Source organism: Thioalkalivibrio sp. AKL9 (assembly GCF_000377825.1).
In the GTDB taxonomy this organism is placed as follows: domain Bacteria; phylum Pseudomonadota; class Gammaproteobacteria; order Ectothiorhodospirales; family Ectothiorhodospiraceae; genus Thioalkalivibrio; species Thioalkalivibrio versutus.
Window position 1 is genome coordinate 87,591 of record NZ_KB905109.1, and the last position, 17,066, is coordinate 104,656.

14 protein-coding genes and 1 pseudogene are annotated in these 17,066 nt (G+C 68.1%); 10 read left to right on the forward strand and 5 right to left on the reverse strand.

From position 1 onward, the window contains the following. Nucleotides 1-7: 7 nt before the first annotated feature. Genes D573_RS0108100 through kdsB form a run of 7 tightly spaced genes read left to right on the forward strand, consistent with a single transcriptional unit; the run spans nt 8 to nt 5,967 of the window. Nucleotides 8-646, forward strand: coding sequence for a MotA/TolQ/ExbB proton channel family protein (locus D573_RS0108100; RefSeq protein WP_018938477.1), 639 nt, complete (start codon nt 8-10; stop codon nt 644-646). After that, on the forward strand, nt 643-1,071 hold the full coding sequence (locus D573_RS0108105; RefSeq protein ID WP_018650355.1) for a biopolymer transporter ExbD: 429 nt from the start codon (nt 643-645) through the stop codon (nt 1,069-1,071). The genes D573_RS0108100 and D573_RS0108105 overlap by 4 nt, the downstream gene beginning before the upstream one ends. Beyond that, entirely contained in the window at nt 1,061-2,842 is a 1,782-nt protein-coding gene (gene msbA, locus D573_RS0108110; protein WP_019568513.1) for a lipid A export permease/ATP-binding protein MsbA, read from the forward strand. Before D573_RS0108105 ends, msbA begins: the two co-directional genes overlap by 11 nt. Then, nucleotides 2,832-3,968, forward strand: a complete 1,137-nt coding sequence (locus D573_RS0108115) for a glycosyltransferase N-terminal domain-containing protein (RefSeq protein WP_018938479.1) — start codon at nt 2,832-2,834, stop codon at nt 3,966-3,968. The genes msbA and D573_RS0108115 overlap by 11 nt, the downstream gene beginning before the upstream one ends. Nucleotides 3,969-3,970: 2 nt before the next feature. After that, the gene (gene lpxK, locus D573_RS0108120; protein WP_018938480.1) at nt 3,971-4,993 is read left to right on the forward strand and encodes a tetraacyldisaccharide 4'-kinase; all 1,023 of its coding nucleotides are present in this window, start codon (nt 3,971-3,973) and stop codon (nt 4,991-4,993) included. Nucleotides 4,994-4,996: 3 nt separating this feature from the next. Beyond that, the gene (locus tag D573_RS0108125; RefSeq protein WP_018169424.1) at nt 4,997-5,191 is read left to right on the forward strand and encodes a Trm112 family protein; all 195 of its coding nucleotides are present in this window, start codon (nt 4,997-4,999) and stop codon (nt 5,189-5,191) included. A gap of 8 nt (nt 5,192-5,199) precedes the next feature. Beyond that, nucleotides 5,200-5,967 carry a 3-deoxy-manno-octulosonate cytidylyltransferase gene (gene kdsB, locus D573_RS0108130; protein ID WP_018938481.1) on the forward strand — a complete coding sequence of 256 codons (768 nt, stop codon included), beginning with the start codon at nt 5,200-5,202 and terminating at the stop codon, nt 5,965-5,967. 195 nt (nt 5,968-6,162) lie between these two features. Here kdsB and D573_RS0108135 read toward each other — a convergent pair whose 3' ends face one another. The 4 genes from D573_RS0108135 to D573_RS0108155 form a co-directional block, all read right to left on the reverse strand. Next, complete coding sequence (locus D573_RS0108135; RefSeq protein WP_018938482.1) at nt 6,163-7,023, reverse strand: PA4780 family RIO1-like protein kinase; 861 nt, start codon at nt 7,021-7,023, stop codon at nt 6,163-6,165. A 476-nt stretch (nt 7,024-7,499) separates the two neighbouring features. After that, nucleotides 7,500-10,952 (reverse strand): AAA family ATPase, encoded by a 3,453-nt coding sequence (locus D573_RS0108145; protein ID WP_018938483.1) that lies wholly within the window; start codon nt 10,950-10,952, stop codon nt 7,500-7,502. A gap of 7 nt (nt 10,953-10,959) precedes the next feature. Next, the gene (locus tag D573_RS0108150; protein ID WP_018938484.1) at nt 10,960-12,240 is read right to left on the reverse strand and encodes a DNA repair exonuclease; all 1,281 of its coding nucleotides are present in this window, start codon (nt 12,238-12,240) and stop codon (nt 10,960-10,962) included. 199 nt (nt 12,241-12,439) lie between these two features. Beyond that, nucleotides 12,440-13,186, reverse strand: coding sequence for an HAD family hydrolase (locus D573_RS0108155; protein ID WP_026287967.1), 747 nt, complete (start codon nt 13,184-13,186; stop codon nt 12,440-12,442). A 127-nt stretch (nt 13,187-13,313) separates the two neighbouring features. Between D573_RS0108155 and D573_RS0108160 the strand changes: the two genes are divergently transcribed. The 3 genes and pseudogenes from D573_RS0108160 (at nt 13,314) to D573_RS14980 (ending at nt 16,166) form a co-directional block, all read left to right on the forward strand. Beyond that, complete coding sequence (locus tag D573_RS0108160) at nt 13,314-13,898, forward strand: cytochrome b (RefSeq protein WP_018938486.1); 585 nt, start codon at nt 13,314-13,316, stop codon at nt 13,896-13,898. Between the two features lie 13 nt (nt 13,899-13,911). Continuing rightward, nucleotides 13,912-15,507, forward strand: a complete 1,596-nt coding sequence (locus D573_RS0108165) for a hypothetical protein (protein WP_018938487.1) — start codon at nt 13,912-13,914, stop codon at nt 15,505-15,507. 376 nt (nt 15,508-15,883) lie between these two features. Continuing rightward, nucleotides 15,884-16,166: pseudogene (locus D573_RS14980) on the forward strand (hypothetical protein). 300 nt (nt 16,167-16,466) lie between these two features. On the opposite strand, the gene fabA reads toward D573_RS14980, so the two are convergent. Continuing rightward, on the reverse strand, nt 16,467-16,979 hold the full coding sequence (gene fabA, locus D573_RS0108170) for a 3-hydroxyacyl-[acyl-carrier-protein] dehydratase FabA (RefSeq protein ID WP_018146069.1): 513 nt from the start codon (nt 16,977-16,979) through the stop codon (nt 16,467-16,469). Between the last annotated feature and the right edge of the window lie 87 nt (nt 16,980-17,066).

Here is a 17,066-nt window from a genome sequence, read left to right on the forward strand (position 1 = left end):
GAATTGCATGCTGGAGATCGTACAAGCGGGTGGGTGGCTGATGCTGCCGATCCTGCTGTGTTCCGTACTGGCCGTGGCCATCGTGCTGGAGCGGCTGTGGACGCTGCGCCGCTCGCGGGTCGTGCCGCCGCGCCTGCTGACCTCGGTGTGGGAGCAGATGCGTACGCAGGGACTCAAGCTGGACGATATCCAGCGTCTGCGTGCGGGCTCCCCGCTGGGCGCGATCCTGGCCGCGGGTCTCGCGACCCATGACCGCGCCCGCCAGATCACCCAGGAGAGCATTGAAGAGGCTGGCCGCCGCGTGGCCCACGAGCTCGAGCGCTACATGAACACGCTGGGCACGATCTCGATGATTACCCCGTTGCTGGGCCTGCTGGGCACCGTGGTCGGGATGATCGAGGTGTTCACCGTGATCACCGAGATCGGCGTCGGCAGCCCGCGCGATCTGGCCGGTGGCATCTCGCAGGCCCTGATTACCACCGCGACCGGGATCGGCGTGGCCATCCCGGCACTGGCCTTTCATCGCTACTTCCGTGGCCACATTGACGAACTGGTGCTGGAGATGGAACAGGAGGCCACCAAGCTGGTCGAGGTGATCCATGGCGAGCGCGAGGCCGGTGTGGTCGAGGGCGGGGCCAAGGCGTGAACTTCCGTACGCCAAGCCGGCAGGAAGAGCCCGGCGTCAATCTGACGCCGTTGATCGATGTGGTGTTCCTGCTGCTGATCTTCTTCATGGTCTCCACCACCTTCGATCAGCACGCGGACATCGAGCTGACCCTGCCCTCGGCCGACCGCGAGGCCGAGGCCGTGGAGCGCGCGTGGATCGACATCATCGTGGACGCGAACGGCAACTACTTCATCAACGGCCAGGAACTGATCAACCGCCGCGCCGAGACCCTGGAGCGTGTGCTCTCAGAGGCCCGCGAGGGCCGCGAGGACGACCCGGTGCTGATCCGCGCGGACGCCAATGCCACCCACCAGTCGGTGGTGCGCGCGCTGGATGTCGTCGGCCGCCTGGGTATCACCTCGGTCTCCATCGCCACCCTGGGTGATGCCGCCGATGACGACTGACGACCCGCACCCACAGCACCTCGACTCCGGCTGGGCGGTTTATCGCCGCCTGCTTGGCTACGCCTTTGTCTACTGGCCGCTGCTGGCGATTGCGACGGTGGCGATGCTCGGCATGGCGGCGACCGAAGCGGGCTTTGCCGCGCTGATGAAGCCGCTGATGGACGAGTCGTTCGCCGAGGGTGATTCACACCCGCTGATTCCGTGGATTCCGGTGGTGCTGATCGGCTTGTTTCTGATCCGGGGCGTGGCCGAGTTCGGTTCGGTCTACGCGATGCGCTACGTCGGGCGGCAAGTCGTCAAGCGCCTGCGCGAGGAGCTGTTCGAGCGTCTGTTGCACATGCCGGTGCAGCGCTTTCAGGAGCAGAGCAGCGGCGAGCTGATTTCACGCGTGACCTACAACGTGGAGCAGGTTGCGACGGCCGCCACGGACGGCTTCAGCACCCTGGTGCGGGACACCCTGACGATTATCGCGCTGCTGGCATGGATGTTTTGGCTGACCCCGAGCCTGACCCTCACGATCCTGGTTATTGCGCCGGTGATGGCCATTCTGGTGCGGGTGGTGACCAAGCACTTCCGGCGTATTTCGCATCGCCTGCAGTACAACATGGGCGACGTGACGCACGTGACGCAGGAGGTGATCGAGGGCCACCGGGTGGTGCGCATCTTCGGTGGCGAGACCTACGAGCGCGAGCGCTTCGAGGACATCAATGAGCGCAATCGCCGCCTGCACATGCGTATGGAGGGTATCAAGGCCGCTTATACCCCGACCATCCAGTTCCTGGTGGCGGCAGTACTGGCTTTCGTGATCTGGGTGGCGACCTCCGATTTCGGCGATGACACCGTCACTGCGGGCACCTTCGTGTCATTCCTGACCGCGATGCTGTTGTTGCTGAGCCCGATTCGCCGGCTTTCGATGATCAATGCGACCCTGCAGCGCGGGATCGCGGCCGGGCAGAACATCTTCGCCGTGCTGGACGAGACACCGGAACGTGACACGGGGCACGTACCGCTGGATCGTGCCGAGGGGCACCTGGTGTTCGACGACGTCGCTTTTCGCTACGGTCCGGAAGGCCCGGACGTGTTGAAGGCGGTCTCCTTCGAGGTGAAGCCGGGCGAGAACGTCGCGCTGGTCGGCCGCTCGGGCAGTGGCAAGACCACCCTGGTCAACCTGCTGCCACGTTTCTATCACCCGACCGAGGGCCGCATTGTGCTGGATGGTCACGACCTCGAGACGATCCGTCTGCGCGACCTGCGCCGTCAGATCGCCTATGTCGGTCAGAACGTGACCCTCTTTGCGGATACAGTCGCAGCCAATATCGCGTACGGGCGGCCCGAGGCGAGCGAGGCGGAGATCCGCGAGGCTGCCCGGGCGGCGCATGCGCTGGAGTTCATTGATCGCCTGCCGGATGGGATGCAGACCCTGGTCGGCGAGAATGGCACACGGCTGTCCGGCGGCCAGCGCCAGCGTCTGGCCATCGCCCGGGCGCTGCTTCGGGATGCACCGATACTGATCCTGGACGAGGCGACCTCGGCGTTGGACAACGAATCCGAACGTCAGGTGCAAGCCGCTCTGGACGCACTGGTGAGCACCCGTACCACGCTGGTGATTGCCCACCGTCTGTCCACTGTCGAGGGCGCCGACCGTATTCTGGTGATGGATAACGGCCGTGTGGTCGAGACCGGACGGCACGACGAGTTGATTGCCCTCGGCGGGGTTTACACGCTCCTGCACCGCCTCCAGTTCCGCGAGGAGGTGGGGGATGCGGGGTGATGCAGGAGGTTACGGCGCTCGGCGGTTTGCGGTCTGGGGCGCGACCTGGCGCGATTATCGTCGCGGTGAGGGGAACCGTGCGCGGGCCCGTCGGGGCTTCCTGACGCCACCCGACGAGCGGGGGCGGCTGGTCTGGATCAAGGCCGGCGGCACGCCCGAGGAGGTGCGCCTGGGGATCGAACTGCTCGGCGCGGTGCGCGACAAGCGCCAGGATGTACGCATCGTCCTGACCTTCGAGCAGGACTACCCGGAGCTCTTTGAACGACACATGCAGCCGTTTCGCAAGGTGGGGGTGGGCTATGGCCCCTGTGATCGCCCGCGGGTGGTGCGCCGGGTGCTCGAGCGTTTTCAGCCCCATGGCATCCTGCTGGCCGGCGGCCAGGCCCCGACGAATCTCCTGGAGGCGGCCGAGGTCCCGGTGATCGCGGTCAATACGGGTCCGCCCGCCCGGGCCGTGCCTCCGGTCGTGCGCCACTGGCCGGTCGATCCGGCCGGGGCGCAGGCGTGGCCGGAGGCCGCGTTCGAAGCCGCACTGGCGCCCGCCGACCCGCAGGCGCGATTTGTCGAGGCCCAGGCCGATGTGGTCCTGCGCGCATTGGTCGGAGGTAACGTGGAGCGCCTGTGGTGGTGGCACGGCACGTCGGAGCAATGGCCCGCCTGGCGCACGGCCTGGCAGGCCTCTGGCCGGGGGCAGAGCGATATCCTGCTGGCGAGCCTGCGCGGGGATGCGACCGAGGCCGGGCTGCCCGGCGCGGATCTGGCGGTCTCGGCCTGGGATCGTTCGACGTTGGCGCCAGGGACCATCCTGCATCTGGATGACCGACGCTGGTTTGCCGCTGCGGCCAGTGCCGCCCATGCGGTGCATCTCGCGGCCTCGGATCGCCAGGCCTTGTGGCAGGGCCTGGCCGGCGGGGCGGCGGTGAGCCTGGGCGAGGCCTCGGCGGCGGCGTTGCCCTGCCCGGTGCTGGGCGAACCCACCGCGGTACTGGAGGCCTGGCAGCGGTTGAGCGCGGACCCGGCCGCGCGGCGTCAGCAGGGGGATGCGGCGCGGCGGCGCTTCTGGGACGAGCGGCGCCAGGTGGATGCCAATTTCGATGCTGTTCTGCAGCAGGTCTGGGATTGGTAGTCATGGGGTCGTTTCAGGCGTGGCTGAGCGCCCGGTTGTGGGATCAGTGGAGCCAGCGCGGGCCGTTCGCCGCCGCGATGTTCCCGTTGTCGTTGGCCTACGCCGGGCTTGCCGAGTGGAATCGCCAGCGGCAGGAGCAGGCGCGGCGCGATATATCCATCCCGGCGCGCGCGGTGATCGTGGTGGGCAATCTGACCCTGGGCGGCAGCGGGAAGACACCGATGACGGTGTGGCTGGCCAAGCGCCTGCGCGCCGCTGGCTATCACCCCGGCATTGTCAGTCGCGGCTATGGCGGGCGTGGGGATGTGGCCGGGATCGCGGTGACGGCCGATTCCGATCCGGTGGTGGTGGGCGACGAGCCGTTGCTGATCGCCCGGCGCACGGGCGTCCCGGTGCAGGTGGACCGCGACCGGGTGCGCGGGGCGCGGGCGCTGACCGATCAGGGCGTGGATGTGGTGATCGCGGACGACGGCATGCAGCATCACCGCCTGCCGCGCGATATCACTATCCTGATGGTCGACGGGAGACGCCGCTTCGGCAATGGGCTTTGTCTGCCGGCGGGGCCGTTGCGGGAGCCGAAGCGGGCCCGGGAACGGGCCGATTTCGTGATCGTGACCGGTGGCGAGCCGGGTCCCGGCGAGATCCCGATGGAACTGGTCCCGTCCAGTCGGTTGCAGCGGGTGGACGGGGCGGAGGAGGCGCGCAAGCCCCACCGCTTTGCCCGGCGTGATGCCCACGCCATCGCCGGGATCGCGGATCCGGAGCGCTTCTTCCGCACCCTCGAAGAAGCGAAGATCGGTATCATTCGGCATCCGTTTCCGGATCACCATCGTTTCCTGCCGCATCAGATCCGCTTCGATGACGAGTTGCCGGTTCTGATGACAGAGAAGGATGCCGTAAAATGCCGGTCGTTTGCGCAGGATAATCACTGGTACTGGCCGATCGCGGCCCGGTTGCCAACCACTTTCGAGCCGGCGCTACTCGCGCGTCTGGAGACGGTCAGTCGGCTCAAACACCTGGGGTAATGCATGGACAAGCGTCTGCTCGATATTCTGGTCTGCCCGGTTACCAAGGGTCCGCTCAAGTACGATCGCGAGAATCAGGAGCTGATCTCCGTCTCCGCCGGTCTCGCCTATCCGATCCGGGACGACATCCCGGTGATGCTGGAGGACGAGGCGCGCAGTCTCTCCGAAGACGAGAAGGAACGCTGGCGCGAGGCCTGAGCATCCGCATGACGGGCTTCGTTGTGGTAATACCGGCACGCATGGCCTCCAGCCGTCTGCCGGACAAACCGCTGGCTGCGGTGGCCGGGCGCCCGCTGATTGCGCATGTGATCAGCCGTGCGCAGGAGAGCGCCGCCACCCGCGTGATCGTCGCCGCGGATGACGAACGCATCCTGGCGGTGGCGCGCCAGTGCGGCGTCGAGGCCTTCCTGACCGATCCCGCGCTCCCTTCCGGCACCGACCGCATCGCGGCTGTGGCCGCCGCCGAGGGCTGGGGCGACGAGTCCATCGTGGTCAACCTGCAGGGCGACGAACCGCTCACCCCGGGGGCGCTGCTGAATGACCTGGCGGCCCTGCTCGAACAGACCCCGCAAGCGGATATGGCCACCCTGGGCGTGCCGATCCGCTGCGCGGAGGATTTGGCCGACCCCAACCAGGTGAAGCTGGTGACCGACCGCAACGGCCGGGCCCTGTATTTCTCGCGCGCCCCGATCCCCTGGGACCGCGAGGCGCGCCGGGCGGGGCAGCGGCCCTCGGTCGACCATGCCATCCGGCACCTGGGGCTCTATGCCTACCGCGCCGGCTTCCTGCGGCGCATGAGTGCCGAGCCGCCCGCGCCGCTGGAGCAATTGGAGCAGCTGGAACAGCTACGCGCGCTGGACATGGGGGCCTGGATCCAGGTCGGTCGCCGGGCCGAGGCGCACCCGCCTGGCGTGGATACCCCCGAGGACCTGGACCGCGTGGACGCCTTTTTTTCGGGCACGGCCCGCGTGTAACGCGCAAGCGGACTTCTGACTAGCCCCATCCTTCGCGGGCCAGAGGGCCCCCTGAGCGCTTCCGAACCGCCGTTGGTTCGCCTGCAAGCAGGCTCCTATCGGGTCTGCCCTCGTAGGAGCCTGCTTGCAGGCGAAGGGCCCCCGCCAAAGAGCTTCGATCCTGACCAGGCTCGGTAGAATCGCGCGGACAGCCGCCTATTGGTTGTCGGGGTGGGTCGGGTCGAGGGCGGCCAGCAAGGCCTCGTGCTCCAGTCGCGCATCCTCGATCTCGTCGAGCACCCCATCCACGTCGGGGGTCTCTTCGCTGTGCACAAAGTGCCCCGTCAGGGGTGTTTCCGGCGTCAGGTCACCGTTGGCGAACAGGTCCCACATCTCGTGGGCGTACTGCGTCTCCAGCAGCGTGGGGTCCGCGCGGCCGAAGGTTGTGCGCATGTTGTTCACGTCCCGCTGCAGCATGCGGAATGCGCTGTTGTTGCCGGCGGCGTTGACGGCCTGGGGGAGGTCGATGATGACGGGTCCGTGCGCGTCCACCAGCACGTTGTACTCGGACAGGTCGCCATGGATCAGGCCGGCGCACAGCATGCGCTGGATCTGGCGGATCATGAATGCGAACCACTCGCGTGCTGTCTCGGGGTCCAGCTCGACTTCGTGCAGCTGGGGCGCGGTGTTGCCGTCGGCGTCCAGCACCAGTTCCATCAACAGGACGCGGTCGAATACGCCGTAGGGGACGGGCACTCGAACGCCCGCGTCGGCAAGGCGGTAGAGCGCCTCGACTTCCGCGTTCTTCCACTGCGTCTCCTCGACCTCGCGGCCGTGACGCCCACGTCTGGCCATGGCCCGCGCATCGCGGCTGCCGCGGACCTTGCGGCCTTCCTGATACTCGGCCAGTTTGTGGAAGCCGCGATGCTTGGCTTCCTTGTACGCCTTGGCACAGCGTGTCGCGCCCCCGCTGCGGACGAGGTAGATGTTGGCCTCCTTGCCGCTTTGCAGCTGCCCGAGGACGGTATCAATGACGCCGTCTTCGATCAGCGGCTGGAGGATCTTGGGGATTTTCATAAGCGCGTACGGGGTTGGCGAAACGAAAGACGCCGACCTGGGGGAACCCCGGAGGCCGGCGTCGTGCGTTCCAAAACGGGTGGGTCAGGGCAGAAAGATCTTGGGTTTGCGCTTCTCCGCCTTGGCGGTGCGTTTCTCCATCAGTGTCTTTTCGGCCTTCTTCTTGCTGTCGCGCTTACGATCCATGGTCTTCATGGGGTGGGTCCTCTGGGGCGCCGGACGGGTCATCCGGCTGATTGCGTGCCCGTTTCTGCTGGCGTTTTTCTTCCTGCTTGGCGGCTTTCTTCAGCTCGCGCTGGCGCTTTTCGTATTGGTAGTTCGGTTTGGCCATAGGGCAGCAGGGTCTCCATTGGGGTGTCGCCAGCGAGGCGGGGTCACGAAGCGTTGTCTCTCCACAATAGCACCGAAACATCGCCGTGGGGGCGACCGCCCGAAGAAGGGCAAGGAGGTGCCTGGCGTTTTCGTCCCCGTGCGGTTCAGGCGGGCGGGTGCAAGCCGGCTTGCAGGGCGCGGGCCAGGGCCTGGCCTTCGCGGATGGCCCGCTCCGGTGTGGAATGGTGCGGTTTGAGGGTCGCGATCAGGCGGTGTTCGAGCTCGGTCTCGGTCAGGATTGTGTTCGGGTCGATATAGCCGTTGTCGGTGAGCCATTCGGACAGCCGTTCGCGGGCACTGCTCTGGAAGCGCTTGACCGTACCGTTCTCCAGTTCGCGCAGGAGCTGTTCGCCGTTGCCGTTCAGCTGCTTCGCCAGGTCGGAGACGGCGTCGATGAAGGTCGCACTGACCGCCTCGGAGGCCTCCAGGGCCTCGCGGTCTACCGGACGGCCGCGACCCTGGCGCCAGGCGCGAGTCCAGGCGCGGGCGGCCTCACTACGGGCCTGCAGCGTCTGGCATTCCGGGGGTTCCAGCAGGGAGTCGGCGGGGCCTTGTAGCAGGGACTCCAGCGCGCCCAGGCGATCCACCCCCAGCTCCAGCAGACGCTGCAACAGTTCCAGACGGTCCCGCAGCAGGTGAAATAGATGGATACCGGCCGGATCCTGCCAGGGGTCGATCAGGGGAATGCCCCCAATCCGCTGCGCGTAGTCCTCGGGCGCGTCGCTGCCGGGGGCGGGTACCGCTTCGGTTTCCGGAAGGCTCAGCTGCTCGTGGCTACCCAACGCTTGCTGCCCCCAGCGGCGTGCGGCCAGGTCGATGATCTCGACGCTGGACTCCTGTGCCTGCCAGTAACGCGCGTCTTCGGGCTGGGCGGTCAGGTAGAAGACCTGTCGGCCGGCCTCGTGGGCCAGTGCCTGCAGGCTTTCGGCCACCGCCCGGAAACGGTCCGGGTCCGCCGTGCCCAGCGCCTCGTCGAGGATGAGCGGGAGCGCGCTGCGCCCGCGTTCGGCCTCCAGCGCAAAGGCGATGCGTACGGCGAGCAGAAGCTGCATCCGCGTCCCGCTGGAGAGTTCGCTGAGCGAGCGGGTGGCCCCGCTGGCGGTCTCGCGGGCGCTGAACCGGGCCGAGGCATGGGGCGAGAACTGAAGTTCGTAGTGATGCCGTGTGAAGCGCCGGAACCACTCGCGGGCCTGGCGCAGGGCGGCGGGCTGCACCGCCTGTTCGTGTTCCATCTCGACCTGGTCCAGCAGGAAGTTGCCGGCCGTGGCGAACAGGGCCTGGTCGAGGCGCTGGGTCAGGGCGTCGCGGGCGAGTTCGCGGCGGGCGCGGGCGGTTTCCAGCTGGCGTTCATGGCCGGCGCGGTCGATGGCCGCTTCGATGCGGGCGATCTCCTCGCTCAGCCGGTCGCGTTCCGCCGCCTGGTCGCGCAGGGTCTGAAGTTGCGATTCCAGGGGTTCCGCGGCATCGGCCTCGACCGCCTCCAGTAGGTCCGGGCGGTCCTCGAGGTGGCGGCGGCGTTCGCGTTCGCGTTCGCGCACATTACCGAGTTGCTCGCTTAGCTCCTGCCAGTCGGGCCACAGGCGCAGCCTTTCGCGCAGGGTCGACTCATCGTCATTCTCCAGGCCGGCCGCTGCGTACAGGGCGGCGATCTGCTCCCGCGTGCGGTTCGCGTCGGCTTGCAGGCGATCGAGTTCGCGCTGGGCGGCCTTCTCCTCCCGCTGCGCGGTGTCCCGCGTCTGCAGCCGGGCGGCGAGACGGTCCAGGTGCTGGGCCAGGGTATCCGCCGAAGGCTCGGAGTCCGGAGGGGCCACGGCATACTGGGTGAGAAAGGCCATGACGGGTGCCCGGGTCGCCTCCAGCTCGGCTGTCAGGCGTCCCTGCTCCGCCCGGGCCGTGTTCACGGCCTGGCGGGCCCGGTCATGGTTCGTGGTCAGGTGGATCCAGCGCTGCAGCGAGGCATCCATGCAGCCCGGGTCGAAGCCGACCTGCTCGGCAATGTCCTTCATGCGTTCCTGTTCCTGCTCGCGTGCGGCGCGCCGCTCTTGCAGTTCCCGTTCGAGTCGAGCGCGGCGCTCCGCCGTTCGCCGTGCGGCCTCCGCAGTTTCCAGTTCGCGCTCCAGGTGGGCCAGGCGCTCGCGGACCGCGTCGGCCTCCCATTCCGTGGGTAGCGCCAGACCGGTATCGCGGAAGCGTGCCTTCGCAGCCTCGCGGGGTATGTTGTCGGTCGCCGGGCGAGCGGCGATGTAGGCGCCCCAGGCGACCGGGAGCGCGAGTACGGCGAAGGCGGGGTGTACCAGCAACGTCGCTGTGCCAATGGCGCCGCCCGCCGCGAGCAGGGCGATCCCGGCGGCGACCCGGCGCAGGCCGGTCCAGGGGGTGGGGCGCGGGGACCCCAGCCAGTGCAGCAGCTCGTCGCGGCCGCGGCGCAGTGTGTCGGGGGTGGGCCGGGCGTCCTCTGTCGGAGGCAGAGAGGCGAGTTCGTCTTCCCGTTGCGCGATGCCGGCCTGCAGCCCACGCAGGGTCTCCAGGGACTGTTCCACCGAGTGGAGCGTGGCGGGGTCCAGGGCCGGAATCGCCTCTGGCGTGCCCCCCAGTTCTTCGGTTGCCTGGTGCCGTGTCGCCTGGGCCGCGTGCAGCTCCCTTGTCGTCTGCTCCAGCCCCCTCTCCAGCTCCAGCAGCCTGCGAACCACGGGGCGTTGATCGTCCACGCGATCGGCATCCAGCTCGGGATCCGCCAGTCCGGCTGCCTCGCGGCGCTGGCAAGCGTCCTCCAGGCGTTCGCGGGCCTGTTGTTGTTCGTGTTCCAGGCGTCGCAATTCGTCATGGAGTGGGGCGAGGCGTTGCAGTTCGTCGCCGCGGAGCCTGTCCAGACCGGGAGGCAAGGCCGCCACCCGGGTCTCCAGGTCTCGGTGTTCGCGTCGGGCCCCCAGCAGGTCCATGGCGCGTTCGTACTGATCGGCCTCGTGGGCAGCGCGCTGGGTCTGCTGGCGTTGCGCCTTCAGGTCGGTCAGGCGCTGTTCGTCGTGTTGCAGGCCGCGTTGCTGCTGACGGCGCTCGCGCAGTTCCTGTTCCGCAGCCGTCAGAGCCTGGGACTCGCTACGGGCGTGGGTCGTCTTCAGGGCCAACGCGGGATCGTCGCGCAGGGTGGGCAGGTCGTAGCCACCGGCCAGTTCGCGGGCTAGGCGCAGGCCGATCTCCTGCTCGGTGCCGTGGTCGGCGTTCAGCAGATCCTCGATGCGCAGGGTGTAGCAGTCGATGAAGCGATGATCCGGCAGTGGGGGCGCCTCGACGCGTTCGCCATTGCGGGACCAGGACAAGTCGGTCCCCAGCCGATGGGCCTGTAACGGGCCCTGGGCGTCGACGAAGGTCGCCTCGATGTGGACTCCTGTCTGGCGCAGTTCCTGGGCATACAGGGCGGCTCGCAAGGCGCGCACCAGGCTAGATTTTCCGGACGCGTTGGGCCCGATGGCCACGTTCACGCCTGGCCCCAGGGCATCCAGGCGGAACCCCGGATGGATGCCCGGCAGACGGACGATATCCAGTGAGTCCAGTCTCATGCGGCCCTCACGCTTCGCTCTCGCGCTGGAGCAGCAGCCGGTCAAGGGCGTGCAGGGCGGCCGCTTCCAGGTGGCGGGCGATCGCCTCGTCATCCGGGCCCTCCGGGGCGAGGGCGCGATAACGCGGGTCATGAATCACCTGGGCGAGCGGAGCCCGGGCCTTCTCCAGGAGTTCGCGGCGGGCCGCGTTGTCCGGGCCTTGCAGCAACTGGAGCTTGCGGGCCAGCAATGCGGCGGGATCGCTGCCCGCGGCGAGTTCCGTCAGGTCCAGGGCGGGCAGGGCCTCCAGGCGCCAGTCATGGACGAAATACAAACGGCCGCCGAGTTCCTGCGGGGTGGCGCGCGGGTCGTCGGCGTACAGGCTGCGCTCCAGCGCATGGCGTTGATCGCTGCGTCCGGTCAACCGCAGGCGGCAGCCGACGGCCGCAGGCCTGTGGCTCCAGGTCTCCAGCTCGGCATGGAGGGCTCCCAGTGCCTCGGTCACCCGGCGGTGGATATCGGCCGCTTGCTGCAGGCCATCCACGGCGATCTCGAGGGTATGCCAGTACAGCGGTGCCAATGGAATCTGCTCGATCGCGAGGTCGCCGCCCGGGGTGATCTCGAGACACCAGGGGCCATGGCGGCCGGGCTCGCCCGGATCCATGCCGCTCAGGGAGCCCAGATAGCCCATCGGTCGGGGCGCGGCGAGCGGATCGGGGCGGTGGATGTGGCCCAGTAGCCAGGCCTCGACCGGGGCGGCCTCCAGGTCGCTGCTGCGCACGGGGGCGTGCGGGCTGCGGGACTGGTCACGATCACAGTGCAGGAGCCCGACGGTGGGGCAGTCTGTGGGGGCGGGAAAATCGCCTTCCAGCGGACTGGTGGTTACGCGCGCTTCGGGGAACGACCAGCCCGCAATCCGTAGACGCTGATCATCGTGGCCGCGCAACTCGCGGGTTTCCCACTGCCCGCCGGCCCCCAGCAGCTCGAAGGCCGGCAGGGATTCGGCCAGTCGTGGCAGGACCCGGACGTCATGGTTGCCAGCGACGCCGAGTACCCGGATGCCCGCCTCGGTCAGGCGCTCGACACCCGCCCTCAGGTCGCGGTAGGCCTCGTAGAAGTCGTCCTCCTGTTCGACCACGTCGCCGGCCAGCAGCACCGCGTCGATGCCCTGTTCCACGGCGTAGTCGACGCTGCGGCGCCACGCAGCGGCCGGGCCGAGGTTTGCGATGCCGAGCGCCTCGTCCACTGCGGGCGGGATGCGCGACGGCTGTCGGCCCAGATGGATGTCGCCCACGCACAGGAGCTTCATGGACGCGGGGAGGGGGTCGGGATCATGGGCGCAGTTTGGAAGAATCGCGGACCAAAGCCAATCCCGGAGCATGGGATGGGCCCCTTCATCGGTTCTGCCCGCGTGGGAGCCTGCTTGCAGGCGAAGCCCCTGCCAGAGTCGGACGCGGGCAGGGGCTTCGCCTGCAAGCAGGCTCCCACGGGTGTGGTGGTGCGCAGGGTCAGGTGTCGATGCCGAGTTGCCGGGGCAGCTGGCCGAGGCGGCCGAGGGTCAGGCAGGGGCGGGGGTGACCGTGTTCCCAGGGGAGGGATTGCGGGTTGAACCAGGCGGCACGGAAGCCGGCCTGCAGCGCGCCCAGGACGTCCGCCGTGCTGTCGTCCCCGACGTGCAGGATGGCGTCGGGCTCCATCCCCGCATGCTTGCGGGCCTGATCGAAGATATGCGGATCGGGCTTGGCCGCACCCGCTTCGCCGGCGGCGACGGCGAAGCCGAAGTACTGCCCGAGGGGCGTGCGAAAGACATCCGCGTTACCGTTACTGATCGCGCCCAGGCGGAAGTGGCGTGCCAGGGTTGCCAGCACATTCTGGGCCTCGGGATAGGGCGTGACCTCGTTGCGCGCCTCCCAGAACACCTGGAAGCCTTCACCCGACAGACGCTCCGGGCAGCAGCCACAGGTTTCGGCCAGTTCGCGCAGCCAGCGCTTGCGCAGGCGGGTCAGGTCGTGGCGCTCGTGGTCGGGGGCCGCGCGCATGAAGGCCGTGCGTGCCTGGATCAGGGCATCGGGACCGAAGCGCTCGCACACCTCGGGCGCCTGTTCACGAAGCCAGGCATAGAAGCGTGCCTCGGCGTGATGGATGACCGGCATCACCGGCCACAGCGTGTCGTCGAGGTCGAAGGTCAGGCAGCGGATACCGCCGGGTTCGAACGCTTGAGGTCGAAAAGGCGCGGGACGGGGTGTGTGGTTCATCCGTACAAGGGTAGCGTGGAACTGCGACGGCGCGACCATTCGGATAACACCTTTGGGGGTACTCACGGCGTTCGGCCGTCGGAGTGGACTGCTACGCTGGGAAGGAAGCGACGAGGAGGTCTTCGACATGCAAACAACCAACGATTCCGGTGTCTGGCCGCGTTACAGCCGGGGCCAGCGGGTGGTGCACTGGCTGGTGGCGGTATTGGTGCTGGGCGCGTTGAGTCTCGGCGGGACGATTGGCTGGTTCGGTTTCGAGGGGTTGCAGGCGCGCTTCGGCGAGGATGCGACCAACACCATTTACACCTGGCACAAGAGCTTCGGGGTGCTGATTCTGGCACTGATGCTGGTGCGCATCGGGCTGCGGCTGCGTCATGGCAAGCCGCCCTACGCGGTGGCACTCGCCCGTTGGCAGCGGATTGGCTCGGAGGTGGTGCACGGGCTGCTCTATGTCCTGCTGATCGTGATGCCGGTGATCGGGTGGTGGGCGACCGCGGCCGGGGGCTATCCGGTCCAGCTGGGGCCGTTGATCCTGCCGGGCTTGTTCCCGGAAAACGAAGCCCTTTCGGAGATCCTGTTCGGCTGGCACCAGGCGCTGGGGGTGGCCATCCTGATCCTGGCGCTCGGCCATATTGCGGTGGCGCTGTTCCACTGGCGCGTGCGTCGGGATGGCGTGATGCAGCGAATGACCTTCGGTTCGGCTCGGCGCTGATTCCGGGGCGCCGATGCTGCGATTGCTGCTGACCCTTGTTGCGCTGAATGTGGTGCTGCTGGGTCTGGAAATCCCGCGCTACGCGGGACTCGCACCGTACTGGTTGGCCTGGGAGGCCGTGCTGCTGGTGGGCCTGTTCGCGCTTCTGCCGGCGGGCCGGCTGGCGCGGGGGTTGGCGTGGCTGGCGGGCGGGCTCCTGCTGGCGCTGGTGGTGCTGGCGTTGTTCGATGCCCTGACCCGGGCCAGCCTGACCCGGCCGCTCAACCTGATCCAGGACTGGATACTGCTGGATGCGGTGTACCAGTTGGTGACCGGGAATCTCGGTACGCTGGCCACGGTGTTGCTGGCCATCGTCCTGATCGCCGGGCTGGTCGTGGTGATCTGGGGAGCGGCTCGGGGGCTGTATGCGCTGGGCAGCCGTGCCGCAGGCGCGCGGCGGGTGCCGCTGCCCCTTGCCGTTGGGCTGCTGGCGCTTGGCCTGGTGGGTACGGCCGCCGGCATGCGCGACGTGGCGCCCGCCGGAACGGTCGCGCCGGCGGCTGGGATGGTGCAGCAGCAGATCGCGGCGGGGCAGGCCGCCATCGCGGAGAACCGGGCCTTTCGTGCGCGGCTGCAGCAAAGCCGTGAGCAGGCCGGGGCACAACCGCTGCCGGGACTTGCCGGGGTCGACGTGATTCTGGGCCTGGTGGAGTCCTATGGCGTATCCGCCGTTTTCGACGAGCGCTATGCGCCCGTGATCGTGCCGGGACTCGAGTCGATCGGCGACGATCTCGACGCCGCGGGCCTGCACGTGGTGACCGGCGTGCTGGAGGCGCCGATCGCCGGCGGGCAATCCTGGCTGGCGCAGGCCTCGCTGCTGTCGGGCCTGCAGGTCCGCTACGCCGGGCACTACGACGCGTTGCAGGCCGAGCCACGCGATACCCTAGTGCAGGATTTCCAGACGACCGGGCACCGCACGGCCATGCTCGCGCCGGCGATCCAGCTTGACTGGCCGGAGGGCCGGTGGTTCGGCTGGGACCGGATCGTGGACAAGTACGACTTCGACTACGCTGGGCCGCCGTTTTTCTGGGTCACGATGCCGGACCAATACACTTGGTCGTTCTTCGAGCGCGAGGTGCGCGCGACGTCGGAAGACGCGGTGTTCGCGATGCTGGGGCTGGTCAGTTCGCATGCGCCCTGGACGCCGATCCTGCCGGTGCTGGAGGACTGGGATGCGATCGGGGATGGCGCGATCTTTGACCAGTGGGCCGACCAGGGGCCCGCGCCGGAGACGCTGTGGCGGGACTTTGGTCGCGTGCGCGAGTACTACGCGGAGTCGGTGCGCTACTCGCTGGAGGTGACCGGGGCCTACGCCGCCCGGTTTGCCGATGAGGAAACGCTGTTTTTCATGCTGGGCGATCACCCGGCGGCCGCGCTGATTACCGGTCAGGACGCCAGCTGGGCGGTACCGGTCCACGTGATCTCGGGCGATCCGGAATTACTGGAGCCGTTCCGGGCGCGCGGCTTCGTGCCGGGGATGCTGCCGCCTTCGGAGCGGGCGGAACATGGCTTTGACGCCCTGCGTGGCTGGCTGCGCGATGCATTTGGCGGGGCGCCCGGAAAGGACTGATCGAGTGACGACTGTCGCGGTTTCTCGAGCCGAATGGCCGGGCCTGGTTAATCGTCTGGTGTTTACGGTGGCGTCGGTCCGCCGCCTGCCACGCGCTCTCTCGCGAGCGCACCGCGAGGTACTTCTTTGCTCGTGCAAAGAAGTACCCAAGAAACACGCCCGACTGCCGCGACCCCGGCCCGCTGCGCGGGCCGGGGTTTCCCTCGCTCCGAGGCTTTTCGCGGGCGGCGCTGAACTCGCTGCGCCTGCGGCTGCGCTCAGACATCCAGCGCCCCGTGTCTATTTAGAATCGTCCCGCGAAAAGCCTCTCCACTCGGCGCGACGACAACGGGGAGGCAGGTCCAAAAAACGGCTATCCCGGCGCTATGACCAATGGATGATGGCTAGGTGTTCATACATCTTCGGCACGCTCGGCCTTTGGCCATGGCGTGCCGCACCCGCGAAGCGGGTGCCGGGGGGCGTAGGATGTGATGAGCGCAGCGAATCGCATCAGGGTTTCGCACGGCGCGGGAAACAGTGCGTTTCGCTACGCTCAACCGCACCCTACGGGGTGCGGGCTGGTTACTGGTGTCTGGATACCACCTGTTTTGACCTTCTCCTCCCGTATGGAGCCCCTCGCGGAGGGCGTGATGGGCCGGGAGAAGGCGCTGGATGTCTGAGCGAAGCGCAGCGTAGCGAGTTCAGCGCCGCCGGCCCAGCGCGTCCGGAGCGAGGTTCCCGGGCGAAATCCGGGTGCCCTTCTTTGGGTCCTTTCTTGGACAAGCAAGAAAGGACCTCGCGGCGCGCTCGCGAGAGAGCGCCTGGCAGGCGGCCAGACGAAGGCACCGTAAACACCTAGCGCCGAACCATGGCCAGCCAGCAACCGGCAGGCGTCGGACCCGAGCCACCGTAAACACCAGCGACGAACCGGGGCCAGCCCGGGCCTGATGGCAGTAAGCAGGGGCCGGGTGCCGGTGGGTCTAGAAGTTTTCGGTGGAGGTGAACAGGCCGACGCGGAGGTCGTGGGCTTCGTAGATCGGGCGGCCGTCGACCTTGACGATGCCGTCGCCGATGCCGAGGACCAGCTTGCGCGAGATCACCCGTTTCATGTCGATGTGGTAGGTGACCTTCTTCGCGGTGGGCAGGACCTGGCCGGTGAACTTGACCTCGCCCACGCCCAGGGCGCGGCCGCGTCCCGGGTTGCCGAGCCAGGCCAGGTAGAAGCCGACCAGCTGCCACATCGCGTCGAGGCCGAGGCAGCCGGGCATGACCGGGTCACCCGGGAAGTGGCAGGCGAAGAACCAGAGGTCGGGGTTGATATCCAGTTCGGCGATCATCTCGCCCTTGCCGTACTGGCCGCCGTCGCTGTTGATCTCCAGGACGCGGTCCATCATCAGCATGTTGGGGACCGGCAACTGGGCGTTGCCGGGGCCGAACATGTCGCCGTAGCCGCAGGCCAGGAGTTCGTCGCGATCGTACTGATTCTTCTGCATGGGAGCGCCGCTCGGGGAAAAGGCCGGTATTGGACCGAAACCCGCGCGCAAAAGCAATTGCGGCGGGCGTGGTGGCGCTGACGGGCC